This window comes from Occallatibacter riparius (assembly GCF_025264625.1).
GTDB classification, from domain to species: domain Bacteria; phylum Acidobacteriota; class Terriglobia; order Terriglobales; family Acidobacteriaceae; genus Telmatobacter; species Telmatobacter riparius.
Genome location: NZ_CP093313.1, coordinates 1241563 through 1266916, shown reverse-complemented (window position 1 = coordinate 1266916; position 25354 = coordinate 1241563). Strand labels below are relative to the sequence as shown.

Below are 25354 nucleotides of genomic sequence, written 5' to 3'. Positions count from 1 at the left end.
GCGAACCGGTCCCGACACGAAACAAAATCACCTTTCAGGAACTACTAACGGCGTCGCGCTATGACTTCGATACAATCGCCCGCCCTTAGCAAATCCAGAAGCCGCCCCGCCCAGTGGCCTGCCACCATGAGCACTCGGCTATGTATCACTCTTCCATCATTCGACATCCTGCCATTGTTGCGATTGAGGTAAATCTGCAGACTCCCGAAGATCCCTGCATATTCTGAGTTATATTTGACTGACTCTACGCTGAAGCCCTCCGACTCTAATAGTGCACGCAATGTCCGAGGGCAATAACCGAAGGTGTGTACTGGAGCACCCAAATACCACCAATAAGTTCCGAAAATACGCGCTGCGAGCCCTCTGACATTTGGTACCCCAATGAAGAGATAACCCGTGGGTTTGATCACTCGTCGCATTTCCCGGAGGAGTTCCCGTGGATTGTGAACATGTTCAAAGGAATGATTACTCCTCACGTAGTCGAAATAATCAGAAGGGAATTGAGCTTGCTCGATAAAGCCTCCAAAGATGTTGAGGCCTTCCTGCCGTCCCCGCGCCGCGGCCTCGCAATCAGGCTCCACGCCATACACTTCCCATCCGTCACGTTTCATTTGGCTGAGAAAAACACCGTATCCGGAGCCCACATCCAACACTCGCCCGGGACTGCTGAATTCAGGGTCCTTTGTTTTGCGGTTGAAGAGCACGGTTCGAAGGATCTTCTTAACCCGGCGAATCAAGCCCTGCGGCGCCTCGGAGGCTTTGAGGGCGTGAGCGTAATAGTTATCTGGATAGGCGCTGGACAAATAGTCCGGGGTAGGCATTGGGTTTAAGAAGTAGACCCCGCATTCTCCACACTCCATAACTTTGAACGTGCCGGGGTTCCCATAGTGACGGTCACGGGCCGTTACCTTAAGTGAAAGGTGAGAGGCTCCACATAGCGGGCACGCGGAAAGAAGTTTCCATTTGCGCGGGTCTGAGAAGTCGGGCATTGACCGCTCTTGATTGGCGCTGTTCGTGATATCCGCCATAAAGCACCTCCACTATCCTGAAGCCAGAAGGTTATCAGCGATGGCTCGAATGGCGGCAAGAATCCGCCTCGCTCCCCTGCCGTGCAGTCGCCGCGCAGCGGCCCGCGGTTGAGCCGAACCAAGCCGGAAGTGCCCCAGCGACGTGCTCGCGGCTGTGGCGGGTAGCGGATGGCCTTCTACTCGACCTGTGCGGCTTTCTGTCAACCTGACTGTCACCTCTCATTTCGATTTGAGCATGAACCATTTAAGGCCGAATCTCAGCTCCATTTTGCGTTATTCAGGAGAATTCCCTGAGCTGACTCGTAGCAGGAATCTCCCCGACATTGCTCCTGTCGTTCCCCAGGCCAGAACGGTGGAACACCTGATTCGGATACGGCTGGTGGAGGTTTTTTTCCTATCTGTTAGTGCTTGACACGTCGATAGTGACGGTATTTACTTGTTGAATTAAATAAGTCTCTAGTACATTATCGTGCCTTACTGTTTTGTGGCTCTAGTCTGCTGCCCGAGAGGAGATCCGGGCCATGCTGCTTGGAGTTATCGAGATGTCCGGGACGGTGCCCAAGTCGATGGCGTTCCATCTGAAGGATCCGTGCGGCGTGAACGCTCACGTTATCAAAGAGATCTGCGGCAAGATTGGGCTATGGGACTGGAAACGGGAGCGCTTCCAATGACCTTGAGTGTGCGGCTCTATCGAGCTTCATGCCTGTGGCAGCGCATCTGGACAGTACTGCGGTATCAGTCTATGTTCCGATCTGTCGGGAGGGGGAGTCGCATCATCAAGCCGATGCTGCTCTTGAATACCGAGTTCGCCTCCGTCGGCAAGCGGGTTCTGATTCGCAACGGCGCCAGAATCGAATGCATCCGGACACCAGACTGCGCGGATCCGTGCCTGACCATCGGGGACCATACCAATATTGAACAGAACGTGCACATCATATGCCGCTCACGAATGACCATCGGGAAGCGGGTCACCATCACCGGGGGCTGCGTCATTGTAGACGTGAATCACGAGTATGAGGACGTGGGTGATCCACGCAAGATTGGCAACCGCGTGGAACTGGTAGACAGGCCCGTGGAGATCGGAGACGACTGCTTCATTGGCATGCACTCGATCATCTTACCGGGGGTAAAGCTGGGTAAGTATTGCATCGTAGGCGCGGCCTCGGTCGTAACGCGAGATGCGCCTGATTACTCTGTGGTAGCGGGGAGTCCCGCCAGAGTGGTGAAGCGCTACGATTCCGGAGTGAGAAAGTGGGTTGAGGCTGGAACTGGATCGCTGACGCGGTGAACGCTTTAAGACAAGAAGATTCAACCTAAAACGACCAAATCTGAATCGTCCGGCTGCGACTGCAAACGCGATGCCCCAAAAGTTGCCGCCGCTCGTATGATTTGTCGTTCTTCGTTGCACTCCCGAGCAACGAGATCAGACAGCTTTCCGACGGTTTCCTCCGGTGCGAGGGTGTACAAGAGGCGCGCTCCTATGCTCCTTTTCCATGCGCCCGATTCTCCCACCTGAGCGGATCGCACCAATGCGGAAGATCGCCCACCACGACGCGAAATGTCACGATAGCGTCACGCTCGCGCACATGGCGAGAAACCCACAATGGCTAAGTTGTTGGACTGATTTGGCGTCCCCGACGGGATTTGAACCCGTGTTATCGCCGTGAAAGGGCATTTCGAGAGGATTAGGCGCGTTTTGGAAGCGTTTGCATTGCTTCGGAAAAGCTCAATGAAGTTACGTAGATTCAATGGATTCAACCTTTGCATAGACGTGCATGGGTTTTGCCGGGCTTTTCAGTTCGATCGTTACCACAGCGTTACCCGATCGCGATGTGCAGTGTGGCCGAGGTGGGCCGGCATCTACACCATCGTCACCACTGATCCGAACGAACTGATGGAGCTCTTGCACAACAGCATGCCGGTAATCCTGCTACCAGAGGAGTACCAGAGATGGCTGGATCCGGGGAACATCGCGCCCAACTGTTGACCTGCTGCGGCCGTACAGCGCGGATGAGATGACAGCATGGAAGGTCTGTGCGCGGGTTGGGAACGTGAGAAATAATGACCCGAGGTGCATTGAGGCTCTCTGAAAGCCGCACATTTCAGCCCAGTGCGGTTCGGGTGGACTCTGGTGCAGGCCATTAATCCCCATTTAATTCTGCCGTCTGTCTCAAGAATAACGATGAGCCTTCGGTCGAGTCAGGAATGGCTGCGACCATGATGTTTATGATCGCTTGCACCGCACTACACGAAACGACCCTCTCGACGGCGCCGCACTAGCTTTCAGACCGGGGTGCGCGGAGCTGCTGACCGCTGGCGGTTCCCCCGCGCAGCAAAGCGGTTTTATCGACGCAGATTCCAGCGGCGATGGTCTTTTGTTGGAGGCTGCTCTTCTTGATGTCCTCATCGGTAATGGAGGTGAGGCTCCGGTGTGCGACCTGATCGAACATGCCTGCCAACTCCTCGCGCTGAATGCCCACCTGTTCGCGAACTTCTGGTTTGCTCAGGAACTTCACCACAGTCCGGCGATTGCGGCCCAGCGTCTTCGCGATAGCGTTGCGCGGGTGGACCGAAGTTCCCGCAGCTGACGGGTCCAGTTCACGAAGATTGACGTTCGCGTTGGCGAAGGCTCACCAAAAGCCCCGCCTCGGTAACGCGCCCCCTGAAATGACCGGAACCACAGGGGCCCGCCACGGAACGGGTGCCTCGAACCTGGCTGGGCCGCAATCAACAACATGCCGATGCCGGTCAACAATCCTGACCGCCATGGCTGTGGAACTCGTCAGCTTTGCCCAGACCGCAGGATTCCGGCGCGTGCGTGGTTGCCACGAAATTTGGACTGGGATAGTTCACAAACTCCGCATATCATCCACGTCATGGCCACGACACCTCCCAAGTCTACTGATCCTGAATCGTCGTCAGTGGAGAGCGGCAACACGGTGCCATCTCTTGGAAATTGGAGTTCCTCCTCCAGCGACGCGCCGGCTGAAAGCAACAGCCAGGATTCGTCGGTTGCTATCCCGAAAACTCAGACCGATGGCCCGCCCAAAGAAAGCAATGTCGCATATGCCTCCTCCTCCAACGTGACGTCAGGAGAAACCGGGCGCCAAATCAGGGTCCGCCTGACACCCCGGTGCCGGTCAATATTGGAGAAGGCTCAGTCGCTGGCGCTCGAGCGGGGGGGCGAATCTGTTAGCTCGAGTTGCATTTTGTTCGCGTTCGCAGAAACGGCTGACGATAACCGCGAAACCACATGGTGGGTTCGGGCTGTACTTGGTCGCAACGCAAACTACCGTGACCTCTTCGCGCAGTTCCTCAGGAAACCGACAAAGAGCTCCTCGGGTGAAACTCTGGAGGGTATCCCCGGAAAGTTCAGCCGCAATGCCCGTTCCATAATAGACTTCTCCGCTGAAATCGCCCGACGTGTAGAAGTGAGTGATGCAAGAGTCGCTCCCCGGCACCTTTTCGCCGCACTCCTCGCAGCTCCGTCCGCGAGGGGCGTTCCCGGTGCCCGCCAATTCCTTCGAAAGCAAGGTATCGATGCCTCCGAATTGTCCCAAGAATTCCTCAATTTCCTTGGCTCGAACGTGAATTCCTCGAACGAGGCAGCATGGCTACAGATATTTGGGCTTACAGCAAGAATCGGGACGCCTTCAATACCCGTGGCGGATGAGGTTCCGTCACCGCCTCCAGTCCAGCCTATCGATGTTGAAGCACCAAAGCAGGCCGACCAGTCGTTTGCTCAGGCCGAAATCAAGCTGCAGGCCAGTTCGATCGACCAGTTCATCCCGGGAACCCCTGGATACAATTCCGAGTTTTGCGGCGTCGGTGGCGATACTCCTGTCTCCGACGAACTCGGCGTCGACGATCTTGCCCATACCCTCGCTGAGTTGATCGTCCTGCGCGAAACTCGCCTGCCGCTCGCCATCGGCCTCTTTGGAAACTGGGGAAGCGGGAAAAGCCACTTCATGAATTTGATGGATCGCCATATCAAGATGCTCGCCCCGCCGCCTCCCAAGAGCGGATCCTCGCAGAGTTTGCTGAGCCAGGAAAAATGGTGCCAAAACGTCGTTCCTATCTACTTCAACGCCTGGCACTATAGCGACGCCAACCTGTGGGCAAGTCTCGTGACCGAAATTTTCGACAAACTCTTCGAGCACATCCGCCCCAAGGACAAAGAGTTCGAGGTGCTTCAGGCGCAGCTAAAGGAAGCCGGCGGTGTCACCGCTCTAGCGCGCGAAGAACTGCGTAATGCCGAGGCCGAAGTGCGCCTCGCCCGCGGCGCACTCAAGTCCGCGGAAGATCAAGGCACAACGGCCAAGCAGAAGTTGAAAAGTGCGATTGAGGGCTTCCGGGCCGCCCTCCCGGATCTTGCCTCTTCCGATACCGAAGAGTTGTCTGACCTTCTCGGGAAGCCAGCCGCGGAGGCGACCCTCGAAGATGTTCGTAAGAAGCGGCAAGAGCTAAGCTCCACCCTTGGATCGGCCCGCGAACTGTGGCGGCGCGCCACGGCTCCACAAGGTATGACGCGACGATTCACATGGTTGGTCGGTATGCTCGCGGCTGTCCTACTCATGCGCTTTCTCCTGCCAATGCTCATCCACGCCTCATGGTTTCACAACGCGTTGGGCCACTTATCGATGTGGGTAAAAGCCGTGATATTGGCGGTCTCAGCATTTCTTGGCTGGCTCACCCCCGCAATGCGGTGGATACGCAATCGACTTAAGGAACTGGAGGCATGGCAGAACAAGGCCGAACATGCCAGCAACAACGACCCTCAGATCCTGACCCTGAAAGGCACCATCGCCCAGGCGGAGGCGGACGCGGCTACCGCACAGGCAACACTGGAACGGGCTGAAGCGCGCGAGAAGCTGCTAGCCTCGGCTTTGAACGAGATGCGGCCCGAGCGTCAGTTGATCAGCTACATCGAGGCGCGCGCCAAGTCCTCCGACTATCGGGGCCAGCTTGGCCTCGTGAGCCTCGCGCGCCGAGATTTTCAAACCCTCAGCGATATCTTTACTGATGCGGAAGCCCTCTCCGCGAGGATCGCCAACTCCCCCGATCAGGCTGATGACCTGAAGGGCCTTCACCTTTCGGTCAATCGCGTGGTGCTCTTCATTGATGACCTCGATCGGTGTCAGCCGGAGAACGTCGTCGACGTTCTCCAAGCTGTCCATCTCTTGCTCGCCTATCCTCTGTTCGCCGTCGTGGTCGGCGTCGATCAGCGTTGTCTCAAGCAGAGCTTGCGCATCCGCTTCAAAGGGCTCCTCACTCCGCCTGATGAGCATGGAGCGGGTGAAGGAAACCGCATCCGCGCCGATGAGCTTGTCGCCACCCCGCTCGATTACCTCGAGAAGATCTTCCACATCCCGGTTCACCTGCCTGCGATGACCCCAGTGGGATTTGAGCAACTCATCTCTAAACTCACCGAACCGCCCAACGAATCTGGTCTCAACGAAACCGAAATACCGAATGTTGACCTCTCGTTCGGGCCCAAGCTGGCAGTGCAGTCGCCCTCCTCAGGGCAGGAGGAGTCCCCCGTGCAGCCGGCTCCCGCAGTCGAAGAAATGGCCTTATCATCGCCCAAACCTCCTCCGGCCGAGTCTCCCGCGGCAGTCGATACGCAGCCACACGTTCAACTGGTCGGCAGCGTGCCACTCCATTCCTGGGAACGCGAGGCTCTGCAGAACTATTCCGCCCTCATCCAGACTCCTCGCGGCGCCACACGCTTCCTCAACACCTACAGGCTTGTACGTGCCGGTCTCTCTGATGCGGAATGGGATTCCTTTCGAAAACAACCCGGCGGGCGTCAGGAATTTCAGATAGCCATGCTATTGCTCTCAGTAGCCGCCGGGCAGCCCTCTGTTGCCCGGGAGTGGTTTCGACATCTGCGATCGCTGAAACCATCCGACACCGTCTCTGCCTCCTCGAAGCTGGGAGAGGGCAACCGCTCTTGGGCGGCATTCTGCGATTTGTATAACCACCTCGTGGCCGATGCCGGCGAACAATTCACTTCTTCGCTCTTGGAGAAATGGCTAAAGCGCGTTGAGTGCTTCACTTTCTAAAGGTTCTTCGTCTGAGTTGCTAAATCCAGCTTTGAGTCGGATTGCTTCGGCTCCAGGATGTAGTCGTACTTGCATCCCTCAAGGGCGCAAACAGCCTTTTTATCTTCTTCCAGGTTGTCGAGGTACTTTGAGGAACAGCGGGCAGGAGGGCTAGGTGTAGTCGAGTTAAGTGATGCAACCGGCCTGATTCCAGAGGGCGTCGTCGATCTTCTTTAGGACCTGTTCAAACATGGTGATTGGGTGGAAACCTTATGATAAACGCAATCCTGTGAGACTCACATTCGATTAAACAGGTCAGGCAGGCTGGTCTTGAGACCTTTTGATATCCGCTCGATATTAAGCAGCGAGACGTTCCGGACGCCTCTTTCGATGCCGCTGTAGTACGTGCGATGAAGCCCGCAACGATCTGCCGCCTCCTCCTGATTGATTTCCAGCTCTTCGCGTATGCGGCGAATCGCACGGCCAAATCGAATCCGGATGTCGACGGGCATCAGGTGCCATCATCGCGGCGCTCAGACGATGAGTACACACCCTATGAGTCACATTGATGTACACTGATTTGCATTCCTGCTTGAGCAGCTCCACATGAAAGCTCTTCGAATCTATGCGATCTTGGCGTTGGGCTTCAGTCTTTGGCTGATGCTGTTTCCGCCCTGGGTTGAGGCGCCCGTATGGGCGAAACAATTTCCAAGCTCCTTCTTTCTCCACCGCCTTGGCAATCACTGGTTTTTAGCCGCTCCCCCTCACTGGGATCGGTTTACTGGAACGGTGGCCTCTGACTGGAACGCCAGAATAGATTTCGGGCTTATGGCTTATGAGGCCGTGTTGGGCTTCACCGTGCTCGCCCTTGCAGTGTTGGCGACTCAGTTCCTCCTCCGGTCCTTTCGCGCGGTATGTGCCTTCGTGAAGGTCGAGATAGCCGTGATGCGGACGAGAATCCGTGCCAGACGATCCCGGAGAACTATGCGAACACATTCAGGAGTTGCTCCATGAGAGACAGGCGAATGCGAGAAAACCTCTGGAGGAGCTCCGAAGGACGGAACTCTTCCAAGGAATCAGGGGGGAAGCGGAGATCTGGCAGCTGAAGGCCCGTCCAGAGGAGACGAAGAAACTCCAGGCCAACGGAACCTTGGACGATGTGTTGGACCGCAGGGCTGAGATCGTTTTGAACATGATGCGCGATTGCGCGCGGAACGGAATGAATGAGCTCGAGTACATCGAGAACGTTGCTAATTTCGTAAAGTTCTCGCCAGCCTTCGGGCCTTCGTGATATTCGTGTTTCATCTCTCACCATTATGCGCCCTTCCGACCTGAAATCACTCAGAGGTCTGATTGCAGCAGTCCAAACTGAAATTGTGTCTTTGCGAGAAACTTTTCAAAAGGGTTCCTCCGCCATAGCCGATCAGTACATAGCACGCCAACAATCCGACAAAAACCAGCGGGAAGAGGTAGTGCATGCGATAAACGATTTTGCCAATCAGAAAAACCAATCCGATGAGTCCAGTGAAACCAACCAAGACAGACGTCACCGCCAAAATCTCTGGGCTCAATGGACCCTTACAGGGATCACGTTCCTCACTTTGGTCTCCGCCAGCATTTACGCCTATTTCGCTTGGCAGCAATGGCAGGCGATGGATAAATCTCTCGTGGAAGCCAAAAAGCAAACGGGACTGTTGGTCAAATCTACTAAAGCCGCTCAGGAGTCCGCTGCCACCGCGCAAAATCAAATGCTTTTGGATGAGAGGGCTTGGCTTAAATTCGAGTTGCCAGAAAACAAGTGGGACTTCACCGCTGGCCAACCCATCGACCTGCCAGTCAGGTTCAAAAACATAGGCAAGACGGTTGCAGAGAAGGTTCAGTGGATAGCCATTGTCAAGGTCCTTCCAGTAGGGATAGAACCTCATCTCGCCCCAGGTTTCGTGCCGATAGATTTCTCCAGTTACCGGATTCCAAGCGACACGCACGGGTGGTGGGCCTATTCTCGATATGATCCCCCCAACGCTGCGGAAATGAACTACGTTCATGAAGCCGCGACTATTGGAAGTGTCTCCACTATTTACCCGCAAGACACTACCGAGGTTTCCCATTTGACGCGCTTTAAGCCTCGCCCATACGGCATATCTCGCAACGCGACTCCCGATCCACTTACAACTGAGGAAATCATCGGACTCATGAACCGCAAGATGTGGGTTATGGCATACGGAGAAATATGGTATTTGGACATCTTTGGGCAGACTCATTGGGCTAGATTTTGCACGAACGTAACGACCGGCCCCGCATCGGGACCAAGCGAGAAATGTTCCAAATACGCAAAAGGAGATAACCAACCTTAATGACCACCACCAACCAGATGGCCTTCCTACCGTACATCTAGCCCTCTTTCTGGAAACCAGCGTCAACCGCCTTATTTCCGGTCGAAACGGCGCACATGTGCGTCAACCGTTTTATTGCCATCGAGATTATTGGCCCCATTCTGCGCCCGCCGAGCGAGACAGGCTACTGACGTGGCATGACTCACCCGGACAGTGAGCCGCGGCCCGACCGTGCGTCCCGCTAGGATTATTGATTCGGCGCCGCGGTGCGAGTGGTCGTCAGAGATGGGTATAGCTCAACTAGACACATCGAACTGACACATTCGACGTCAGTATAGGATCATTATTAGAATTTCTTGACAGTCCCTGCTGATCGTCTTAGAGTCTATCCTGACAGTCGGAGAGGGCTGCATCGGATGACGGCAGCAAGACGTGGCGGCAAGCGAGTCGGCTACATTCGTGTCTCGACGCTAGATCAGAAGACCGACAGGCAGCTGGACGGCATTCAACTGGACAAGGTTTTCACTGACAAGGCGAGCGGGCGCGACACCAAGCGGCCTGAATTGCGGGCAGCCCTTGATTACCTACGAGATGGAGACGTTCTGGTAGTTCATTCAATGGATCGGCTTGCGAGGAGCTTGCCCGATCTCCGAAAGATCGTCACAGAACTGACTGGGCGCGGGGTTGTTGTCGAGTTCGCGAAGGAACACCTTACCTTCACCGGCGAGGACAACGCTATGGCTACACTGCTTCTGAACGTAATGGGCGCCTTCGCAGAGTTTGAGCGGACTCTCCTTCTGGAGCGTCAGAGAGAAGGCATTGCGATCGCCAAGAAAAAGGGTGTCTACAAGGGGCGAAAGCCGTCGTTAACGCCTGACCGTGCCCAGGAACTCAGAGCGCGTGTAGCAGCAGGGGAGACGCGTGCAGCACTTGCGCGGGAATTCGGTATCAGTCGCGAGACCTTGTATCAATACGCTTTCCGCTAATGATGAAGAATGCCGACTCTCACAGACCTCGATGCTTTGGTACTGAAGTATGCCGCCGTCCTACCCCATCTCAACTTGGACGGGGACGATCAGGAGGAGTACAGCACCGTTCTATTGGCCCTTCAGAACACGGTCGAGACGGGCGAACCCAAGGAGCGGATTGTGAAGAGGTGTCTCGAATATCTCCAGCACTTTGAGACGAATCCGACATTGCTCACGGCTGACGCATAGGTGAGGCTGGCGCGGACAAATTACGGCGAATTCAGTTGCTCAAGGCCTTTGAGAGTCCGTTCGATTTCCATATTTTGCATTTCACCTTTCGAGGTTGACCCGCTCTTCATAGGATTCTCCATCACGCGTTCGGGAAGGTTTGCTGCGAAGATTGGGGAAAGCGAGACTTGCAGGAAATCCAATGTGCGGTCGATACGGCAGACGAGCAGACAAACAACGCATCGCGGAGTGGATGCAGGCTCGCAACACGAATGTGTTCGATGACTCCTACTTCGCGCCTTCCTTCAACGTCGCTCCCACAGATATGCAGCCGGTCGTGCGTTTCGACCGCGAGACCGGCGGACGCGAACTGACGGTCATGAGTTGGGGTCTAGTCCCGTTCTGGTCGCAGGACGGTAAGGCGGCTTTTAGCACCATCAACGCGCGGGCGGAGACGATCACCACCAGCCCTGCGTTCAAAGAGGCAATGAAGAACCGGCGATGCCTCGTCCCTGCCGAGTGGTTCTATGAATGGGTGCGACCTGCAAGTCGCTCCGATGATTGTCCGGCGTGGCCACATGACCGGACCTGCCGTCCCATCGGCAGTACCCCAGGAGGTCAAGCGGTTCGGTAACGAGCCGTTGAAAGCCCTCTGACAATGTAACCGCAGCCGCAAGGTTGCTGATCGAGTCGCGAGACAAGGTCAGGTCTGCCAGCATCGTGGCGGACAGGGGCTAGGGTAAGTGGCATGGCCAGCATATGCGAACTCTCATAAGCATCGTCAAGAACAAGGAGCCAAAGATGCTGATAGGCTCCGATTGCAGCGGGTACGGAAGCTCCATTCTCTTCCGTCATGGGCAAACAAAGCCGCCGGTGTTGTAGAGAGGGCCTAAACCACACGTGTCATCGGAACGGAACAGGTTAAACCCGAATCGCTCCCGCAAGGGTAGGACGGCCGCAAGGCCGGACGATGGCGATGCGGGTAAAGGAGGAGAGAGAAAGCGAACGCCATCCTGTAATGGGATGGATACGGATGGATATCTGGCGCGAAAGCGAGCTGACTTCTCTCTGGTCTTCAATCACGAAAGAACCTGATTAACCGGCAAAGGAGGCAACGCAGATGACGACGGAGCAATCCGTTGGTGCAGCTTCCCACGGTTCGAACCGCTGGCGCGAAGTGGATTGGCGCTCGGTGAATAGAAACGTGAGCAGGCTCCAGGTGCGTATCGTGAAGGCAGTGGAAGAAGGCAGATGGGGTAAGGTGAAAGCCTTGCAACGACTGCTCACGCACTCGCGGGACGGAAAGCTCTTGGCCGTGCGGCGAGTGACGGAGAACAAAGGCAGGAAAACCGCAGGCGTGGATGGTGTAACGTGGGACACGCCCGCAAAGAAGATGGCTGCAGTAGATGCGATGGGATGCGGCGACTATCGACCGCTACCTCTCCGTCGCATATACATCCCGAAGTCGAACGGAAAGCTGCGTCCGCTTGGAATCCCGACCATGAGGGATAGAGCGATGCAGGCGCTACACCTGCTCGCGCTTGACCCAGTGGCAGAAACCATTGCGGATGCTGACTCGTACGGGTTTCGCAAACGGCGCTCGTGTGCAGATGCGATCATGGGCTGTCACATCGTCCTGTGTCATCGCAATCCGCAGTGGGTGCTTGAAGGCGATATCCGTGGCTGCTTCGACAACATTAGTCATGCGTGGCTGGTTGCGCACGTCCCAATGGACAGAGGCATCCTCCGCAAATGGCTAAAGGCGGGATACATGGAGAAGTCCCTCTTCCATGCGACCGAGTTGGGAACACCGCAAGGCGGGATTATCTCGCCTGTGTTGGCAAACCTGACTCTCGACGGTCTAGAACGACGCTTACGGGAGAAATATCCAGTGAGCGGCAAGGGATCGGAGAAAGGTCGTAATGCTGGGGTCCATCTGATCCGCTACGCCGACGACTTCATCATCACCGGCAGAACTAAAGAACTGCTGGAGTGTGAAGTGAAGCCGCTGGTCGAAGAGTTCCTCCGTGAACGCGGACTAGAACTATCGACGGAAAAGACAAGGATCACGCATATCGAAGAGGGTTTCGACTTCCTCGGACAAAACTTGCGACGGTACAGCAACGGCAAGTTGCTGGTTAAACCGTCTCGCAAGAACATCCAGGCTTTGCTGGATAACGTCCGTGAAGTAATCCGAAGGGCGCAGTCTGCCCCTGCATGGCAACTGGTTAGGGAACTCAACCGCATAGTACGCGGCTGGGCCCTGTACCACGGGCACGTGCAGAGCAAGCGCATCTTCAGCCGTGTTGATTACGCCATTTTCAAGGCGCTGTGGCAATGGGCACTGAAGCGACATCCCTGCAAAGGGAAACGCTGGGTCATGCGGAAGTACTTCGCACGGCGCGGTAATCGCGATTGGTGCTTCTTCGGAGTGAGAGAGCTTGGGGACGGACGCAAAGAAAATGTATGGCTCTTCCATGCAACATCTTTGCCTATCCGTCCTCACGTCAAGATCCGGCGGGACGCGAATCCATATCACCCGGCTTGGGAGACATACTTCGAGGCCCGCGAAAGCAAGCATATGGCTCGCACGTTGTGGGGCTATAAATCGCTGCTTTATCTCTGGCGAACCCAACAGGGGAAATGCGTTGTCTGTGGCGATCCCATCACACGCGAGACTGGATGGCACAACCATTACATCACCTCACGGGTGTTGGGCGGCACTATCGGCGCCTCCAACTGTCAGCTCCTTCATCCCGAATGTCACCGCGCACTGCATAGTCGTCTCTGCGGCTTCTACGCACCGCGTCTCCCGCTGGAGGCGTTATGAAGGCTTGAGCCGTGTGAGTTGGAAACTCTCACGCACGGTTCTTAGAGGGGCGGACGGCGGCAACGCCGCCCGCCTACTCGACCAGAAGGTTGACGCGAAAACGAAACAGCCCTTTGCAATTGGATTGAAGGATGGCGCACTGTTCGCGTTCGCTGGATTGTGGGACCGATGGAAGGATAGAGTCACCGGGCAGGTACTCGAAACGTACACAATAGTCACGACCGACCCGAACGCGTTAACGGAGCCATTGCACAACCGAATGCCGGTGATCCTGCGCCCGGAGGATTACGGCCGATGGCTTGAACCCGGAGAATCATCGCATTTGCCAGTTGATCTGTTGAGGCCCTACAACGCGGAGGAGATGACAGCATGGAAGGTAAATGCGCGAGTCGGAAACGTGCGGAACAATGACCCGACTTGCGTGGACGCGCTGTGACTGGGATTAAGTTGGACAATGGAGCCATGAAGCTAAGCGGCTCAGGCAAGGCGTTCGACTTTTCGACGACCTGCCCGAATTGTGGATACCAGATTTTGCCTGCCGAAATTCTGCGGACTTGCCGGGGCGTCAGTCTGTCCGATGCGCGTTGTCACCTAGACTTTGAGCCACGAGGATTATCACCTTTACACAAGGTGGTGTCCGTTGAGACCATTTCCGCGCATGGTTTCCAAGAACACGTACAACAAGGTGGTCTCTGCGCTCGACGCTGAGAAAGCCGACAATATCGACCTCCGTCGCACCATTCAGGATCAGGGGAGAACGATATCGGACCTTGAGCGCAAGCTGGAGCATAGTTCGGCACAGAATTCTGGGTCAAAGGATGCCTCATCCGGACAACCTGATTTTGGGACAAAAGAAGGAGTGTTCAGGTTCCTGGAATCTGGCCCCGTGCTTGCGGCGCTTGGAATTGTGGGGCCGCTTATGATTCCTCTATCCAAATTGTTTTTAGCATTACCGGCTGCCTGTTTTGCGTTAGGTTTCCACCGATCCCAAGTAGTCGCGGCAAAGGGACTGGCTGTTAAGGTTGCAGGGTATTTCCTCATTCTGTGCTTGGGATCGTTGGCCGGGTATGGAGCTCACAAAGCACTCCAAGAAACCGAATCCGAACTGATATCAAGAATTCAGGACGTGTTTAATAACATATTCACCAAGCCTTCAGTCACCAATATTTACCCGCAAACAGTCGTGAATCATCCGGCGGCCACGCCTGACGTTCGTAGGCCCTGGGTTGTCCTACGATTCAAGGGTTTACATGGAGATATGAAAAAACAACTAACCTCACCGCATCCCGGGCTAGAGGTCGAAGAAGAACAATCCAACGGCGGAGATGCAATAGCCAAATCCGTATCAGAGAACGGCGATTTGTTTTTTGGGCCTCCCGGCACGTCAACTGAAGACTTGATTTTCAATCGACTGAAACAGCAACCTTTCGGGAGTCCTGCAATTGATATTTTGCCAGGTAAGGAGTATGCCCAGCCTTTGGTTGTGGGGCATCCGGGCTCTCCGATCGATTTGGATCCAACCAACGAACCCGCTGATACTGGCAATAAACTCTTCGACGGAAAGTACATGATTTATGTAGCCGTATACGTTTCCTATCGAGATAGAAAAGGAAAACTGCATAGCACCGAACAGTGTCTAGTCGGAACAAATCTGATGGATGATATGAGGTATTGCCTCGGGCATAATCAGATGAATTAGGCAATAAGAGTATTGGTGTTGAAGAGTCTGGGGCCGGAGGCGGTTCGTCAACGTGTTGCGGTACAGATACGGTTTGGAACGGTTGTTGAACCAGAACGTCATTTCATCGATGAAGCTCAGCGGTTCAGGCAAAAGGCTCGATCTTTCCACGACCTGCCCGAACTGTGGATACCAGATTCCGCCTTGTGAAATTCTGCGGACAGGCTGGTCATCTATCCAGTGCCCGCGCTGCAAGACAGAGTTCGAGCCACCGGTGCACAGGAAGAGAAGGGTTCCCACATCCAAAGGTTCCGGGTGGCACTCCGCAGCCTGGGCGATCTCACGCGCAGAATACCCGCCGAGCGTCCGCAAGCCCTGCGCCAAAGTCATACCCTCTGGGATGGAAACGAGACGCCCCATCGTTCCCTCTTTTGCGTCCTCAGTCCAATCCGTGACGTATGGTGCCTCTCCGATCCGATGGGCGCAAATGATGACCTCCCGCCGCTCTATCTTCTGCTGTCTCGCGGCAAGCATTGCGCGCGCAGCCGCGCGTGAGCGATTGGAGCGGAGCGGGAAATCACCAGCGGCCAACGAAGCACCTGCAAATCTCGAATGTGCCTGGAGCGGGTCGCGGACAGGTACATTTCCGGTCTGGACCGGGCGGGTCGTCTGCCGCAATCAACTGGATGAGTGCGCCTTCCCCCTCTTCCGTCGTTCGCAGATCCAGAACTCGGCGCGCAGCGGCCCTGGATTGGCTAGAGTGCAGCGGATAGTCACCGGGCTTCATGTTGCCTCATTCTGGCTCGCGCGGCGTTGATAAGGGTATCCAATGCGGTTGCCATGCGCCTCATTGTTACCTCGGTGTGCTGACCTTTCGTAACTTGGTGAGTAGGGCTTCTAGGGATCACAATGCCCCTTCGAGCTACAACACAGGCATACCGTAGAGCAATTTACCGCTTCACGGTGCTCCTATCGCCGTGCGTCAGGGCTGCTTTCGGGACTGCACAATTCGTTTTCGCCACATTCCATCAAATGGATGTCCAGAATCCATTGCGCACCACGCAAATGCTAGACGCGCGTAGCCAGAATCCTTTGGCTCACAAAGATATAACCGCACGAAGAAGGGAATACGGACGATGAGAAAGCTAGTGAGACTTTGGCTAGACCTAGGATTTGGAGCTATGGCTGCAATGGCAGCAGTTGGGGCGACCGGCCAGGTGACAACAGATGGCAGCACGACAGTGAATACTGTCCCGTATTTCAAGAACTCTGCTACCCAACTTAGCAATTCACCAATTGTTGTGAACGGCAATAACGTGGGGATCGGGACCGGGACCACGACTCCTCCTCGAAGTACGTTGGATATAGTCGGAACAACCGCAACCCAACGCGTTGTCGAAATCTTTGGAGCCAAAGATGCTGCCGTTGGCGCGCCGGTCACGATTACGGGCGGCACACTATCCAATGGGGGTCCTACCTATCGAGGAGGTGGTTCCATTTGGCAAGCGACAGCAACTGGGCAGCAACTAACGGTGGATCTGGGCGGGTCGGTCACGGCAATTAACGGTATTAGCTTTTCAGCCTACTACGCAGGCGATTACCGGTATATACCTGCGAGCTATTCCATCGATTACAGTACGGACAACAATACCTATACAAATGTAGTCAGTGTAACAAGCAATACAAGGGCCGATGTCTTCAACAGCTTTTCTGGCCTTACAGCCCGCTACATTCGTCTTACCGTGAATGCCTTTCAATCGGGCCAGAGTGTTTCCAACATCTCCGGACTAAGAGTTTATACCACCCAAGGCGCAGGAATGTCTGGGCAGGAATTGTGGAGCACGCTCCCTGGGATTAACAGTAATAACGTGGTGCTTTCCACCACGGGTAACGTAGGAGTCGGCACCACAACTCCAACGGTCTCTCTCGATGTTAATGGAAGTATCAGGGCCGGGGGAAACGGAGCTGATCTGCCAGCCGCAACGAACTATAACCCCGTGCTGTCTGGCGGCTTCGCCTCTCCTACCATCGGAAGGCTATTCATCGGCGACGGCACAGGGTGGAAGTTCTACTTCTCTAAACGGTCTTCCTCTGTCACCACAGACCTGATAACCTTCGCGGATTCTGGTTACGTTGGCATCGGCGCCCCAAACCCGCAAGCAAAGCTGGAAATCAATGGCGGCCTTCGTTTCACCGGGGATGTTAACGGCGCCGTGCAAACCACAGCCTGGACGGGTGTCCTCTGCGGCGGTGACTACGCTGAAGCAGTTGATCCGGTGGGCGACAAGCAAGCCTATGGGCCTGGAGATGTCCTCGTGATCTCGGATGGCGAAAAGGGTGACATCCGGAAGTCGTCGCAGCCCTACGCAACGACGGTTGCTGGCGTGTTCGCAACAAAGCCAGGTGTCGTGGGAAGGCGGCAGACTTTTCCGGACACTGGAGAAGAGATTCCGATGGCCATGGTCGGCATTGTTCCTACTAATGTGACGACTGAGAACGGTTCCATACATCGCGGCGACCTATTAGTGACCTCTGCCAAGACCGGTTACGCGATGAAGGGGACGGATCGGACCCGCATGCTTGGTGCGGTCATCGGCAAAGCTATGGGATCGTTGGAGGCTGGGGACGGTGTTATCGAAGTTCTCGTAACGCTTCAGTAGCCGTTTAGCACCTGCAAGAAGAGGGCATCCTCGTGTTGGTCGGATGCAGAACGCTCCAGCCAATACGTGACTGAATCCTTGAATAGAAAGACGTCTGGGGGCAAAAGAGCCCAGCCGAGTTGCTGCACGGAGAGTTCCTAATGAAAACGGCTTTCATCTTCGCCCTCGGAATGCTATTACCTTTGACCACGGTGAGCACCGCCGCCCAGCAACCTCCGGGGAATCTTGCCGATGCAAACAATCCCAGCGGGCCACCGGGGCCGATGCAAGCGCCATCCATCTGGAAAGTCGACCCTCTGACCGGCGCGTTGACGATACAAATCCCCCTGAATAAGCCCTTGTCGGGAGGGCGCGGACCCCATTATGGCGATATCCTCTCATATAACTCTTCATCAACCGTGACGCTCCAGTTCGAAGGAATCAGCCAGCAAGGACAAGAAAACCTCGCAGCATACAGTTGGGTCGGCGCCGACCAGACTCCTCCGTCGTTTGCTCCCAACGGCCCTTGGACTTCGAACGGACCAGTGATTTATACAAATGGGCAATCCATTCCAGATCAGCCCATCTACGGGGTAGTGAATGGGGTACCAACCCAAGTCGGTACCATCCAGGGATGCAACATTACAGGGCCTTCGCTCTACAACAGTACGGATGGCGCCACTCATGACCTGAATGTGGTTTCAGTAGTGTTGAATAACACCCTAAGTAATTACAGCGGAACTAATCCGAATTGCAACTATACGAACACCACGTCGAGCGCGACGACCGACAGCTCCGGGTTGCAAACGTTCCTGACAAACAACGTGCCCTCGGCGATTGAGCCGGACGGCACGACCATCTCCCAAAGCGGCTATCTGGAAGATTCAAACGGAAACGTAAATCACTTTCAAGATAGCGAAGGAAGGAGGGTGGATGGGAAATACGGCCCTGGCGGAGCCTTGTTAAGCTACACAACGACTTCCCAAAAGATCACGCTAGGTAGCTTTGCCATGCCACATCCGCTAACGAGCGAGATCACAGCGCCCTATGCTCCGGGAACTGGAGGCATGACCATAGCGGTGGATAACACCCCGGCGAACTCCTCGGTTACGGGCATCACGAGCATCCAGTATCCTGACAAAACCTCTTATCAGTTTGGGTATACGCCAAATGCTCAATGTGCGAATCAAATTGTTTACGGCACAATTACGAGCATCACATTTCCGACTGGCGGCAACGTGGAGTTCTGTTGGGCCATACGAAACATCGGGCGCAAAACCCCGTCGATATCCGCCTTTTCGACACTTGTGGTGACGGATATATTCCTATCCGACGGGAGCGGAACGACTGGGCACTGGACGTATTCATACCAGGATCTAAGCAGTAGTGGAATAACTACAACAGAAACCGCTCCAGATGGAACCACCACGACCTTTTCCAGCAACCAGGCATTTGCATACGGCACCATTTTCAATCATGATTTGGCTGGGACCTACCAGGAGACCCAACGCGACATTTCGAACGGGGGCAATCACCTACGTTCGGTTGCTACCTCATATTACAGCTATAGTCCAGGTTACGGGATGCCATATCAAGTAACCACGACCTACTGGGACGTGAGCCCCGCAGTGAAGCAGACTGTTCAGTATTCCTACGATAGCTGGGGAAATGTGACCGAGAAGGATGAGTCGGATTTCTATTCGGGAAGTTCGATACCTTGGCTGCGCAAGACATTCACAACCTATGCCTACTCTCAGGCCTATTGTCCCCAAACCCCGACTTCCTGCGCGACTGCTGCCAGTCTCGCGGCAGCACACGTCGTTAATAAACCCTCGCAGGTGGTGATCGCCGACGGAAATGGCGTACCCTACTCCATTGCCCGTTATGGATACGATGAAACGGCCCTTTGTTCAAATTCACAAATATGCTTGACCTCCGGAGCGCTCAACCATGATGACACGAATTATGCGGTAGGTAGGCAATCCGGCCGGGGTAACCTGACGAGTGAAGCACATTGCGCAGTGATTTCGAGCGGGAGCTGTACGTCTTGGCTTGTAAGCACCAATACATACGACCTGACAGGCCAGCGTGTCGGCAGCACAGACCCGAAGGGCAATACAACGACTTATTCCTACACGGACACGGGAAACTTCTCAGCCGGTGCGCCGGGATCCGAGGGAACGACCTTCACGTATGGCACATCGAGCAGCCCAACTAACTCGTTTTTGCACAAGGTGACGTATGCCACCGGAGCCTATGACACCTATCAGTATGACTATTTCACAGGCGGACGGACCAGCCATGCCGATTGGAGTCAGAATCTGACCGGATATTCATTCGACTATATGGGACGGCCGCTGTCTGTGAGTAATCCAGACGGCGGCGGATCAACCTTTTGCTATAGCGATGAAGGGGGAGCAACGTGCAACGCCAAACCTCCGCCGTTTTTCGCGTACTCATCGACTGCTGCCGCGCCAAGCGCGACTCGCAACGCGAACGTCCAGTACGATGGGCTGGCAAGGCCCACAACTGTCACGGCGGCGAGTGGTGCTGAGTCGGATACTACCTACGATTCGATGGGCCGAGTCGAATCGACCTGTAATCCATATGCAACGGGATCAAGTACAAGTGGCTGTATCACGTATGCTTACGACGGTCTTGGTAGGGTCCGCTACAAGTGCAACCAGGACAACGGCAACGGCTCAGGGCCGTGTGTTCCCGGCTCGAGCTATGAACAATGGTCATACAGCGGCGCGACAGTCACATTTACAGACGAGAATCGCAATTCATGGGTGCGCACAGGCGATGGCCTTGGACGTGTGACGCTCGTCGTCGAGCCAAATGCCGCTAAGACCTATTACGTGTACGATCCGCTGGGCAACTTGACCTGTGCTGCACAGGATGGAGGGAGTGGAGGCACTTTTACCTCCTGCGCAGCTGCGCCGGCAACTTGGCGCCCAAGGAAGTTCACATACGACAGCCTGTCGAGACTCCTCACAGCCTACAACCCGGAGACGGGGACGGTTTGTTATGGAGTTTGGAGCTCCGGGGCGTGCGGTGGCGGATATGACGCAGACGGAAATCTGGTAGCGAGAACGGACGCACGCGGCGTCGTAACCTCATTTGCTTACGATTCGCTCAACAGGCTCCTATCGAAGACCTACTCAAGCGCCCCGGCGGGCGCGTTGTCGAGTTGCTATCAGTATGACAACCGCCCAAATGGAACGGGACGCCTAGCAGCCGAGTGGACCCAGACCGGTGCTTGTCCGCCCTCTCCCCCCGCTGGGTATCAGTCTCTTCGCAAAATCGGCGCCTATGACGTGATGGGCCGAATCGTAAGCGAGCAGCAGTGCGTGGCTGGCTATTGCACGAGCGCAGCGGTTCCTTCCACTCCTGCAGTGAACTGCACCGCTCTATCCGGCAACAACGGCCTGCAGTACTGCTTTGATGAAGCAGGGAATCTGTTGGCTTTCAGTAGCGGCACTACAACCGGCTCCGTTGGGAATTATCCGCAGGCAGCGATGACATTCTCGCAGACCTTCGATTTAGCTGGCCGGTTGAGTACGGTAGCCAGCTCATGGAACGACGGAACACATCCTGCAAGTCTATTCACCGCGCAGGGGTATACGCCATTCGATGCGCTTTCAAATTGGCTGATCGGCCCTCACATAGCGGCGGGCAGAAGCTACGACAATCGGCTTCGGGTGACTGGCCAGACAGGAGCGCAGCAATGATCGACCGATCACGAGGAGTGAGCCATCCCGCGATGAGAGCGATCAAGGCGTTGTTCGGATTGCTCCTGTCAACTGCAACGGTGTCGGGGATTGCACAGACTCAATCGCCTGTGCTGAGCAACATCGATGCGGGGCATCCGGCCATGGCAGGTCTGTCAATTCACGTGGCCGGGGGCGTGTACTCTTCCGGTCAGGTGGCGTACGGGGCTGTGGGAACCCCATTGATCCTTTCCGGGTCTGATTTTGGTCAAGGCGGCTCGGTATGGTTTGTTCCATACAAGAACGGAACTCGAGATCCGAATTCCCTTGCCGTGCAGGCACCGATCTCGTTGTGGAGTGAAACTGCAATCATCACCTCCGTGCCTGCCAATGCCCTCACGGGGCTTGTTGAGGTCATCGCCAACGGAGGGGCCAGCAATGGTCTTCCGTTTGTGGTGATGCAGGGCACTTACTCAGGCGCCTGTCAGGCTGGATATGGCGCGAATCCAGTTCAAATCGTCACCGGTTCCCTGCAAGACGGCGCCCTGAGCCATTCCTACAGCGCGACTCTGCACGCCACCGGCGGCTCGAACTCCTACTCCTGGCTTTTGGTCTCGGGTTCATTGCCTCAAGGCCTCTCGCTCAGTTCGTCGGGCGTCATCTCGGGCACGCCAACTTCGTCTGGTTCGGGCTCAACTTTCACTGTCCAGGTAAAAGACACCAGTTCTCCTCAGCAATACGACGCTGCAGCCCTGTCCATCGACGTCTCCGCGCAACCGGAGGCCACGTCCAGCGCGAGCCTTTACAACTTCTCTATCATACGTACGGGGGGATTGTCGGGCTATGATCCCGTTGGGAATGTGGTTGCGTATACAGATTCGGTGAACGGGACCTGGAGCTTCGCCTACGACACTCTCAACCGGCTTGCGACCGCCGCCGGCTCCCAGGCGGACAATCCGAATCCCAACCTCTGCTGGCAGTATGACAATTTCGGCAACCGTCTCTGGCAGACCAGTTCCGGCAGCGCCTATTCCAGCTCGAACGGCGGAGCCAATTCGTGTCCGGTCTCCTCGGGTCCGAGCTTCGGCGCTAGCTACAATGGCAACAATCAGATGTCGGACGGCCTGCACCAATACGATGCTGCCGGAGACGTTATCGCGGACAGCACCAACGGCAATTCCTACCTGTACGACGGAGAAGGCCGCATCTGTGCCGTCCGGGAATCGATTGTTGGGGTCTCCTCCATGACCCAGTACCTCTATGACGCCGAGGGGCGGCGCGTCGCCAAGGGGACCATCTCAACTTTCAGTTGCGACACCACGTCGAACGGCTTCAGCCCAACAAAGGTTTACGTTCTGGGTATTGGCGGCGAGCAGTTGACGGAGTTGACCAACACCTCCGGCACGCAGACTCCCACCTGGCGAGTTGCCCAAACCAATGTATATGCAGCGGCCCAGCAAATCGCCACCTACGATGCGGATCTGAGCGGCGCAACCGAAGGCAAGGTCTATTTCCACCTCTCTGATTGGCTGGGGACGCGTCGCCAGCAGACCGATTACGCTGGCAATCCCGTTCTCAACTTCACCGGCTTACCTTATGGCGATGGCCTGTCCGTGGTACCTGTCTCCACGACGGATGTTGCCGATGCCACCGAGCATCACTTCACCGGCAAAGAACGCGACTCCGAATCCGGTAACGACTACTTCGGCGCCAGGTACTATGCCTCTACGATGGGACGCTTCCTCAGCCCCGATCCAATTACTGTCACACCGGCGCGCGTTGCGAATCCGCAACAACTGAATCTGTATGCTTATGTCGCGAACAATCCGCTGAGGCTCATCGACCCGACCGGGATGATCATTGATGACGCTGCTTGTAAACAGGACGCAAAGCATTGTGGGAACGATTGGCAAAAAGTTCAGGACCTCGCAAACCAGACAAACAAGGATGGCAGTTATACACATCCCGAGTTGCACCAAGTTCTTAGCGACTTGCAGGAGAATTCGCGGACGTTCACGATCGAAAATTCCAGTCTGGGCGCAGGTACAGCAGGTCTATTCACAATCACACAATTTACAACGGACGGAAAAGACTTCACCAACGCGACGCTCCAACTTGACTTCAAGCAAATCAAGGGTATCTCCAGTGTGACTGGGGCTGATCTTGTACCGGGCTTTAACAAGTTTCAAGGGGTTCTCGATTCACCGATCAAAAAACTAGCGGAGGTGTTCGGGCATGAAGGAGAGCACGGAGAGTTCGCGATTTACAATCCAGCCCAGGCTGTCAAAATCCAGCAGCTTTTAAACGACCGCGACGCCGCAATGCAAGGTCAACACTACCCCTATCCGCCCGATGTGATGCAAAAGATAACGGCAGCAAGTCAAGCGCTGATTCCAACAGAGAAATATGCGCAGCAGGCCGAAAAGATCATTAACGGCGAATTACAGGCGGATCACAAATGAGCACTCGAAAACTAGCTCTATTGGCCATTGCAGGGGCGTTCTTGGTAGTACCCTCGTTCGCACAGAAAAAAGGGGGGGCTTCGCCGTGCGTGGTTGAATACGAAAATCACAATCAGATCGACTACGGCCCTCTGGTTGTTCAAGACGTAAAGGGGACAATAACCGATCCAGAGCAAGGTGCAGTCCAGAAAGTGTGCGTTGGCGTTTTTACGGAGACCGATCATAACCTAGTTGCCGCCACGGAAAGCGATGCAAACGGCAGGTTCTCTCTGCAAGGCGTCCCGCCTGGACGATATCGGCTAGTTGTCAAGGCCGATCCTCTGTGTGCGGCAAATGTTCCACTGCGAGTGGTGAAAAACCAAAGGAAGAAGCAGGTGTTGCGCGTACACATGAGACCGCACGGAATGGACTCCTGTAGCTACGCTGATCTCGGAACTGAATCGGCTACAAGTTCCAGCGGGTCCTCACCACTGGGGTTCTCGACGTGCAGTATCCAGGATAGAGTGGCCACGAACACGGTATTGCACGAACCGGGCCATGTGCTCGTCGCTACCAAGCAGTAGGCCCCTTAGCCGCCGCTCTAGCTCCCCTGTAGCGCGTCTGCGGCCTATCGTTGGCAGCGATCCTGCCCGCTGCAGAACATCGCCGCCTACGGCGTCGGGAGGATAGGGACACGTCTCCCCCAGATGGGAGCTGCAGAGTAACTTCGGTTGCTGTGGAGTAACTCTGGTTCGAAAGCTCGCATCAGAAGGTACAAACGCCTCTGGCTAGCAAGCGGGCCTTGAGTGCGGGCAAGCTGTCCGGAGGTCGGATGAGCCAGGCCCCATTCTTCGAAGCACTGCGCGGCTCCCTGCGCCGCGCGTCCCTCTCACAATCCAAAGTCGGCGGTGCGCGATGAAGCGCGAGCTGCGGTCGAAGTCTGTCGGGACCAAAGTCTCGGAGGCGGAGCTGCGGGTGCTGGAGTCGCGGGCGGAGCGAGCCGGGTTGACCCTGTCCGAATGGGTGCGCGATGTGCTGCTGGGCTCGTCGGTCGAGATGGGGACGCTGGCAGCGGAGCGGGCGATCCTGGCCGAGGTCCTGGCCATGCGGACGATCCTTCTGAACTTCATGCTGAAAGTGGGCGAAGGGAACCCGATCCCTGAGGAGGTTAAGCAAGAAGCTGATCGATCGGCACGCAACCCGGATTACCACCGCCGACGCGGGCTCATTGCCCGACTGGAGGTATAGAGACCATAACCTTGATTATGGCGTCCACGCCGGAGAGATGCACGGCGCTGCAATACTGGTTGTTGTTCACAGATCCCGCCGAAACTGGTTCATGCCCGCCATAGGCACCTTTGATCACTTTAACTAAGTCTCGGCAACGGATACTCCTTCGTACCTGAGACTGGCTTAGCCACAGGGCGGCCAGGCGAGGTTCGACTCCTAGCC

At 55.7% G+C, this 25354-nt stretch carries 20 protein-coding genes; 16 read left to right on the top strand and 4 right to left on the bottom strand.

Going from position 1 to position 25354, the window contains the following annotated elements; genetic code table 11:
* Window positions 1-44: 44 nt before the first annotated feature.
* Window positions 45-1028, bottom strand: a complete 984-nt coding sequence (locus MOP44_RS04985; protein WP_260794809.1) for a class I SAM-dependent methyltransferase — start codon at window positions 1026-1028, stop codon at window positions 45-47.
* 521 nt (window positions 1029-1549) lie between these two features.
* On the opposite strand from MOP44_RS04985, the gene MOP44_RS04980 reads away from it, so the two are divergent.
* From MOP44_RS04980 to MOP44_RS04970, 3 genes are all read left to right on the top strand, one after another.
* Complete coding sequence (locus MOP44_RS04980; RefSeq protein WP_260794808.1) at window positions 1550-1699, top strand: hypothetical protein; 150 nt, start codon at window positions 1550-1552, stop codon at window positions 1697-1699.
* A gap of 113 nt (window positions 1700-1812) precedes the next feature.
* Window positions 1813-2316 carry an acyltransferase gene (locus MOP44_RS04975; protein ID WP_260794807.1) on the top strand — a complete coding sequence of 168 codons (504 nt, stop codon included), beginning with the start codon at window positions 1813-1815 and terminating at the stop codon, window positions 2314-2316.
* Between the two features lie 441 nt (window positions 2317-2757).
* On the top strand, window positions 2758-3015 hold the full coding sequence (locus MOP44_RS04970; protein ID WP_260794806.1) for an SOS response-associated peptidase: 258 nt from the start codon (window positions 2758-2760) through the stop codon (window positions 3013-3015).
* A 289-nt stretch (window positions 3016-3304) separates the two neighbouring features.
* Here the strand turns inward: MOP44_RS04970 and MOP44_RS04965 are convergent, their stop codons facing one another.
* Together MOP44_RS04965 and MOP44_RS04960 are read right to left on the bottom strand one after the other, a co-directional pair.
* Complete coding sequence (locus MOP44_RS04965) at window positions 3305-3547, bottom strand: hypothetical protein (RefSeq protein WP_260794805.1); 243 nt, start codon at window positions 3545-3547, stop codon at window positions 3305-3307.
* A gap of 1161 nt (window positions 3548-4708) precedes the next feature.
* Window positions 4709-5017, bottom strand: coding sequence for a hypothetical protein (locus MOP44_RS04960; RefSeq protein ID WP_260796729.1), 309 nt, complete (start codon window positions 5015-5017; stop codon window positions 4709-4711).
* Here MOP44_RS04960 and MOP44_RS04955 point away from each other — a divergent pair.
* A complete protein-coding gene (locus MOP44_RS04955; RefSeq protein WP_260796612.1) occupies window positions 4919-7093 on the top strand; it encodes a P-loop NTPase fold protein in 2175 nt (724 codons plus the stop codon). The two genes, MOP44_RS04960 and MOP44_RS04955, sit on opposite strands and share 99 nt — an antisense overlap.
* 275 nt (window positions 7094-7368) lie before the next feature.
* Here the strand turns inward: MOP44_RS04955 and MOP44_RS04950 are convergent, their stop codons facing one another.
* Entirely contained in the window at window positions 7369-7584 is a 216-nt protein-coding gene (locus MOP44_RS04950; protein WP_260794804.1) for a helix-turn-helix domain-containing protein, read from the bottom strand.
* An 804-nt stretch (window positions 7585-8388) separates the two neighbouring features.
* Between MOP44_RS04950 and MOP44_RS04945 the strand changes: the two genes are divergently transcribed.
* From MOP44_RS04945 to MOP44_RS04895, 12 genes are all read left to right on the top strand, one after another.
* Complete coding sequence (locus MOP44_RS04945) at window positions 8389-9426, top strand: hypothetical protein (RefSeq protein ID WP_260794803.1); 1038 nt, start codon at window positions 8389-8391, stop codon at window positions 9424-9426.
* A gap of 395 nt (window positions 9427-9821) precedes the next feature.
* A complete protein-coding gene (locus MOP44_RS04940; RefSeq protein WP_260794802.1) occupies window positions 9822-10391 on the top strand; it encodes a recombinase family protein in 570 nt (189 codons plus the stop codon).
* A 9-nt stretch (window positions 10392-10400) separates the two neighbouring features.
* The gene (locus MOP44_RS04935) at window positions 10401-10622 is read left to right on the top strand and encodes a hypothetical protein (protein WP_260794801.1); all 222 of its coding nucleotides are present in this window, start codon (window positions 10401-10403) and stop codon (window positions 10620-10622) included.
* A gap of 181 nt (window positions 10623-10803) precedes the next feature.
* On the top strand, window positions 10804-11235 hold the full coding sequence (locus tag MOP44_RS04930; protein WP_260794800.1) for an SOS response-associated peptidase: 432 nt from the start codon (window positions 10804-10806) through the stop codon (window positions 11233-11235).
* 486 nt (window positions 11236-11721) lie between these two features.
* Window positions 11722-13431 (top strand): group II intron reverse transcriptase/maturase, encoded by a 1710-nt coding sequence (ltrA, locus tag MOP44_RS04925; protein WP_260794676.1) that lies wholly within the window; start codon window positions 11722-11724, stop codon window positions 13429-13431.
* A 13-nt stretch (window positions 13432-13444) separates the two neighbouring features.
* On the top strand, window positions 13445-13867 hold the full coding sequence (locus MOP44_RS04920) for an SOS response-associated peptidase (protein ID WP_260794799.1): 423 nt from the start codon (window positions 13445-13447) through the stop codon (window positions 13865-13867).
* Between the two features lie 222 nt (window positions 13868-14089).
* Window positions 14090-15130 carry a hypothetical protein gene (locus tag MOP44_RS04915; RefSeq protein WP_260794798.1) on the top strand — a complete coding sequence of 347 codons (1041 nt, stop codon included), beginning with the start codon at window positions 14090-14092 and terminating at the stop codon, window positions 15128-15130.
* A 1160-nt stretch (window positions 15131-16290) separates the two neighbouring features.
* A complete protein-coding gene (locus tag MOP44_RS04910) occupies window positions 16291-17769 on the top strand; it encodes a discoidin domain-containing protein (RefSeq protein ID WP_260794797.1) in 1479 nt (492 codons plus the stop codon).
* A gap of 140 nt (window positions 17770-17909) precedes the next feature.
* Window positions 17910-21482 (top strand): RHS repeat protein, encoded by a 3573-nt coding sequence (locus tag MOP44_RS04905; protein WP_260794796.1) that lies wholly within the window; start codon window positions 17910-17912, stop codon window positions 21480-21482.
* Window positions 21479-23923 carry an RHS repeat-associated core domain-containing protein gene (locus MOP44_RS04900; RefSeq protein WP_260794795.1) on the top strand — a complete coding sequence of 815 codons (2445 nt, stop codon included), beginning with the start codon at window positions 21479-21481 and terminating at the stop codon, window positions 23921-23923. The genes MOP44_RS04905 and MOP44_RS04900 overlap by 4 nt, the downstream gene beginning before the upstream one ends.
* Window positions 23920-24486 carry a carboxypeptidase-like regulatory domain-containing protein gene (locus MOP44_RS28025; protein WP_390905474.1) on the top strand — a complete coding sequence of 189 codons (567 nt, stop codon included), beginning with the start codon at window positions 23920-23922 and terminating at the stop codon, window positions 24484-24486. The genes MOP44_RS04900 and MOP44_RS28025 overlap by 4 nt, the downstream gene beginning before the upstream one ends.
* A gap of 331 nt (window positions 24487-24817) precedes the next feature.
* A complete protein-coding gene (locus tag MOP44_RS04895; protein WP_260794794.1) occupies window positions 24818-25150 on the top strand; it encodes a plasmid mobilization protein in 333 nt (110 codons plus the stop codon).
* Window positions 25151-25354: the final 204 nt, after the last annotated feature.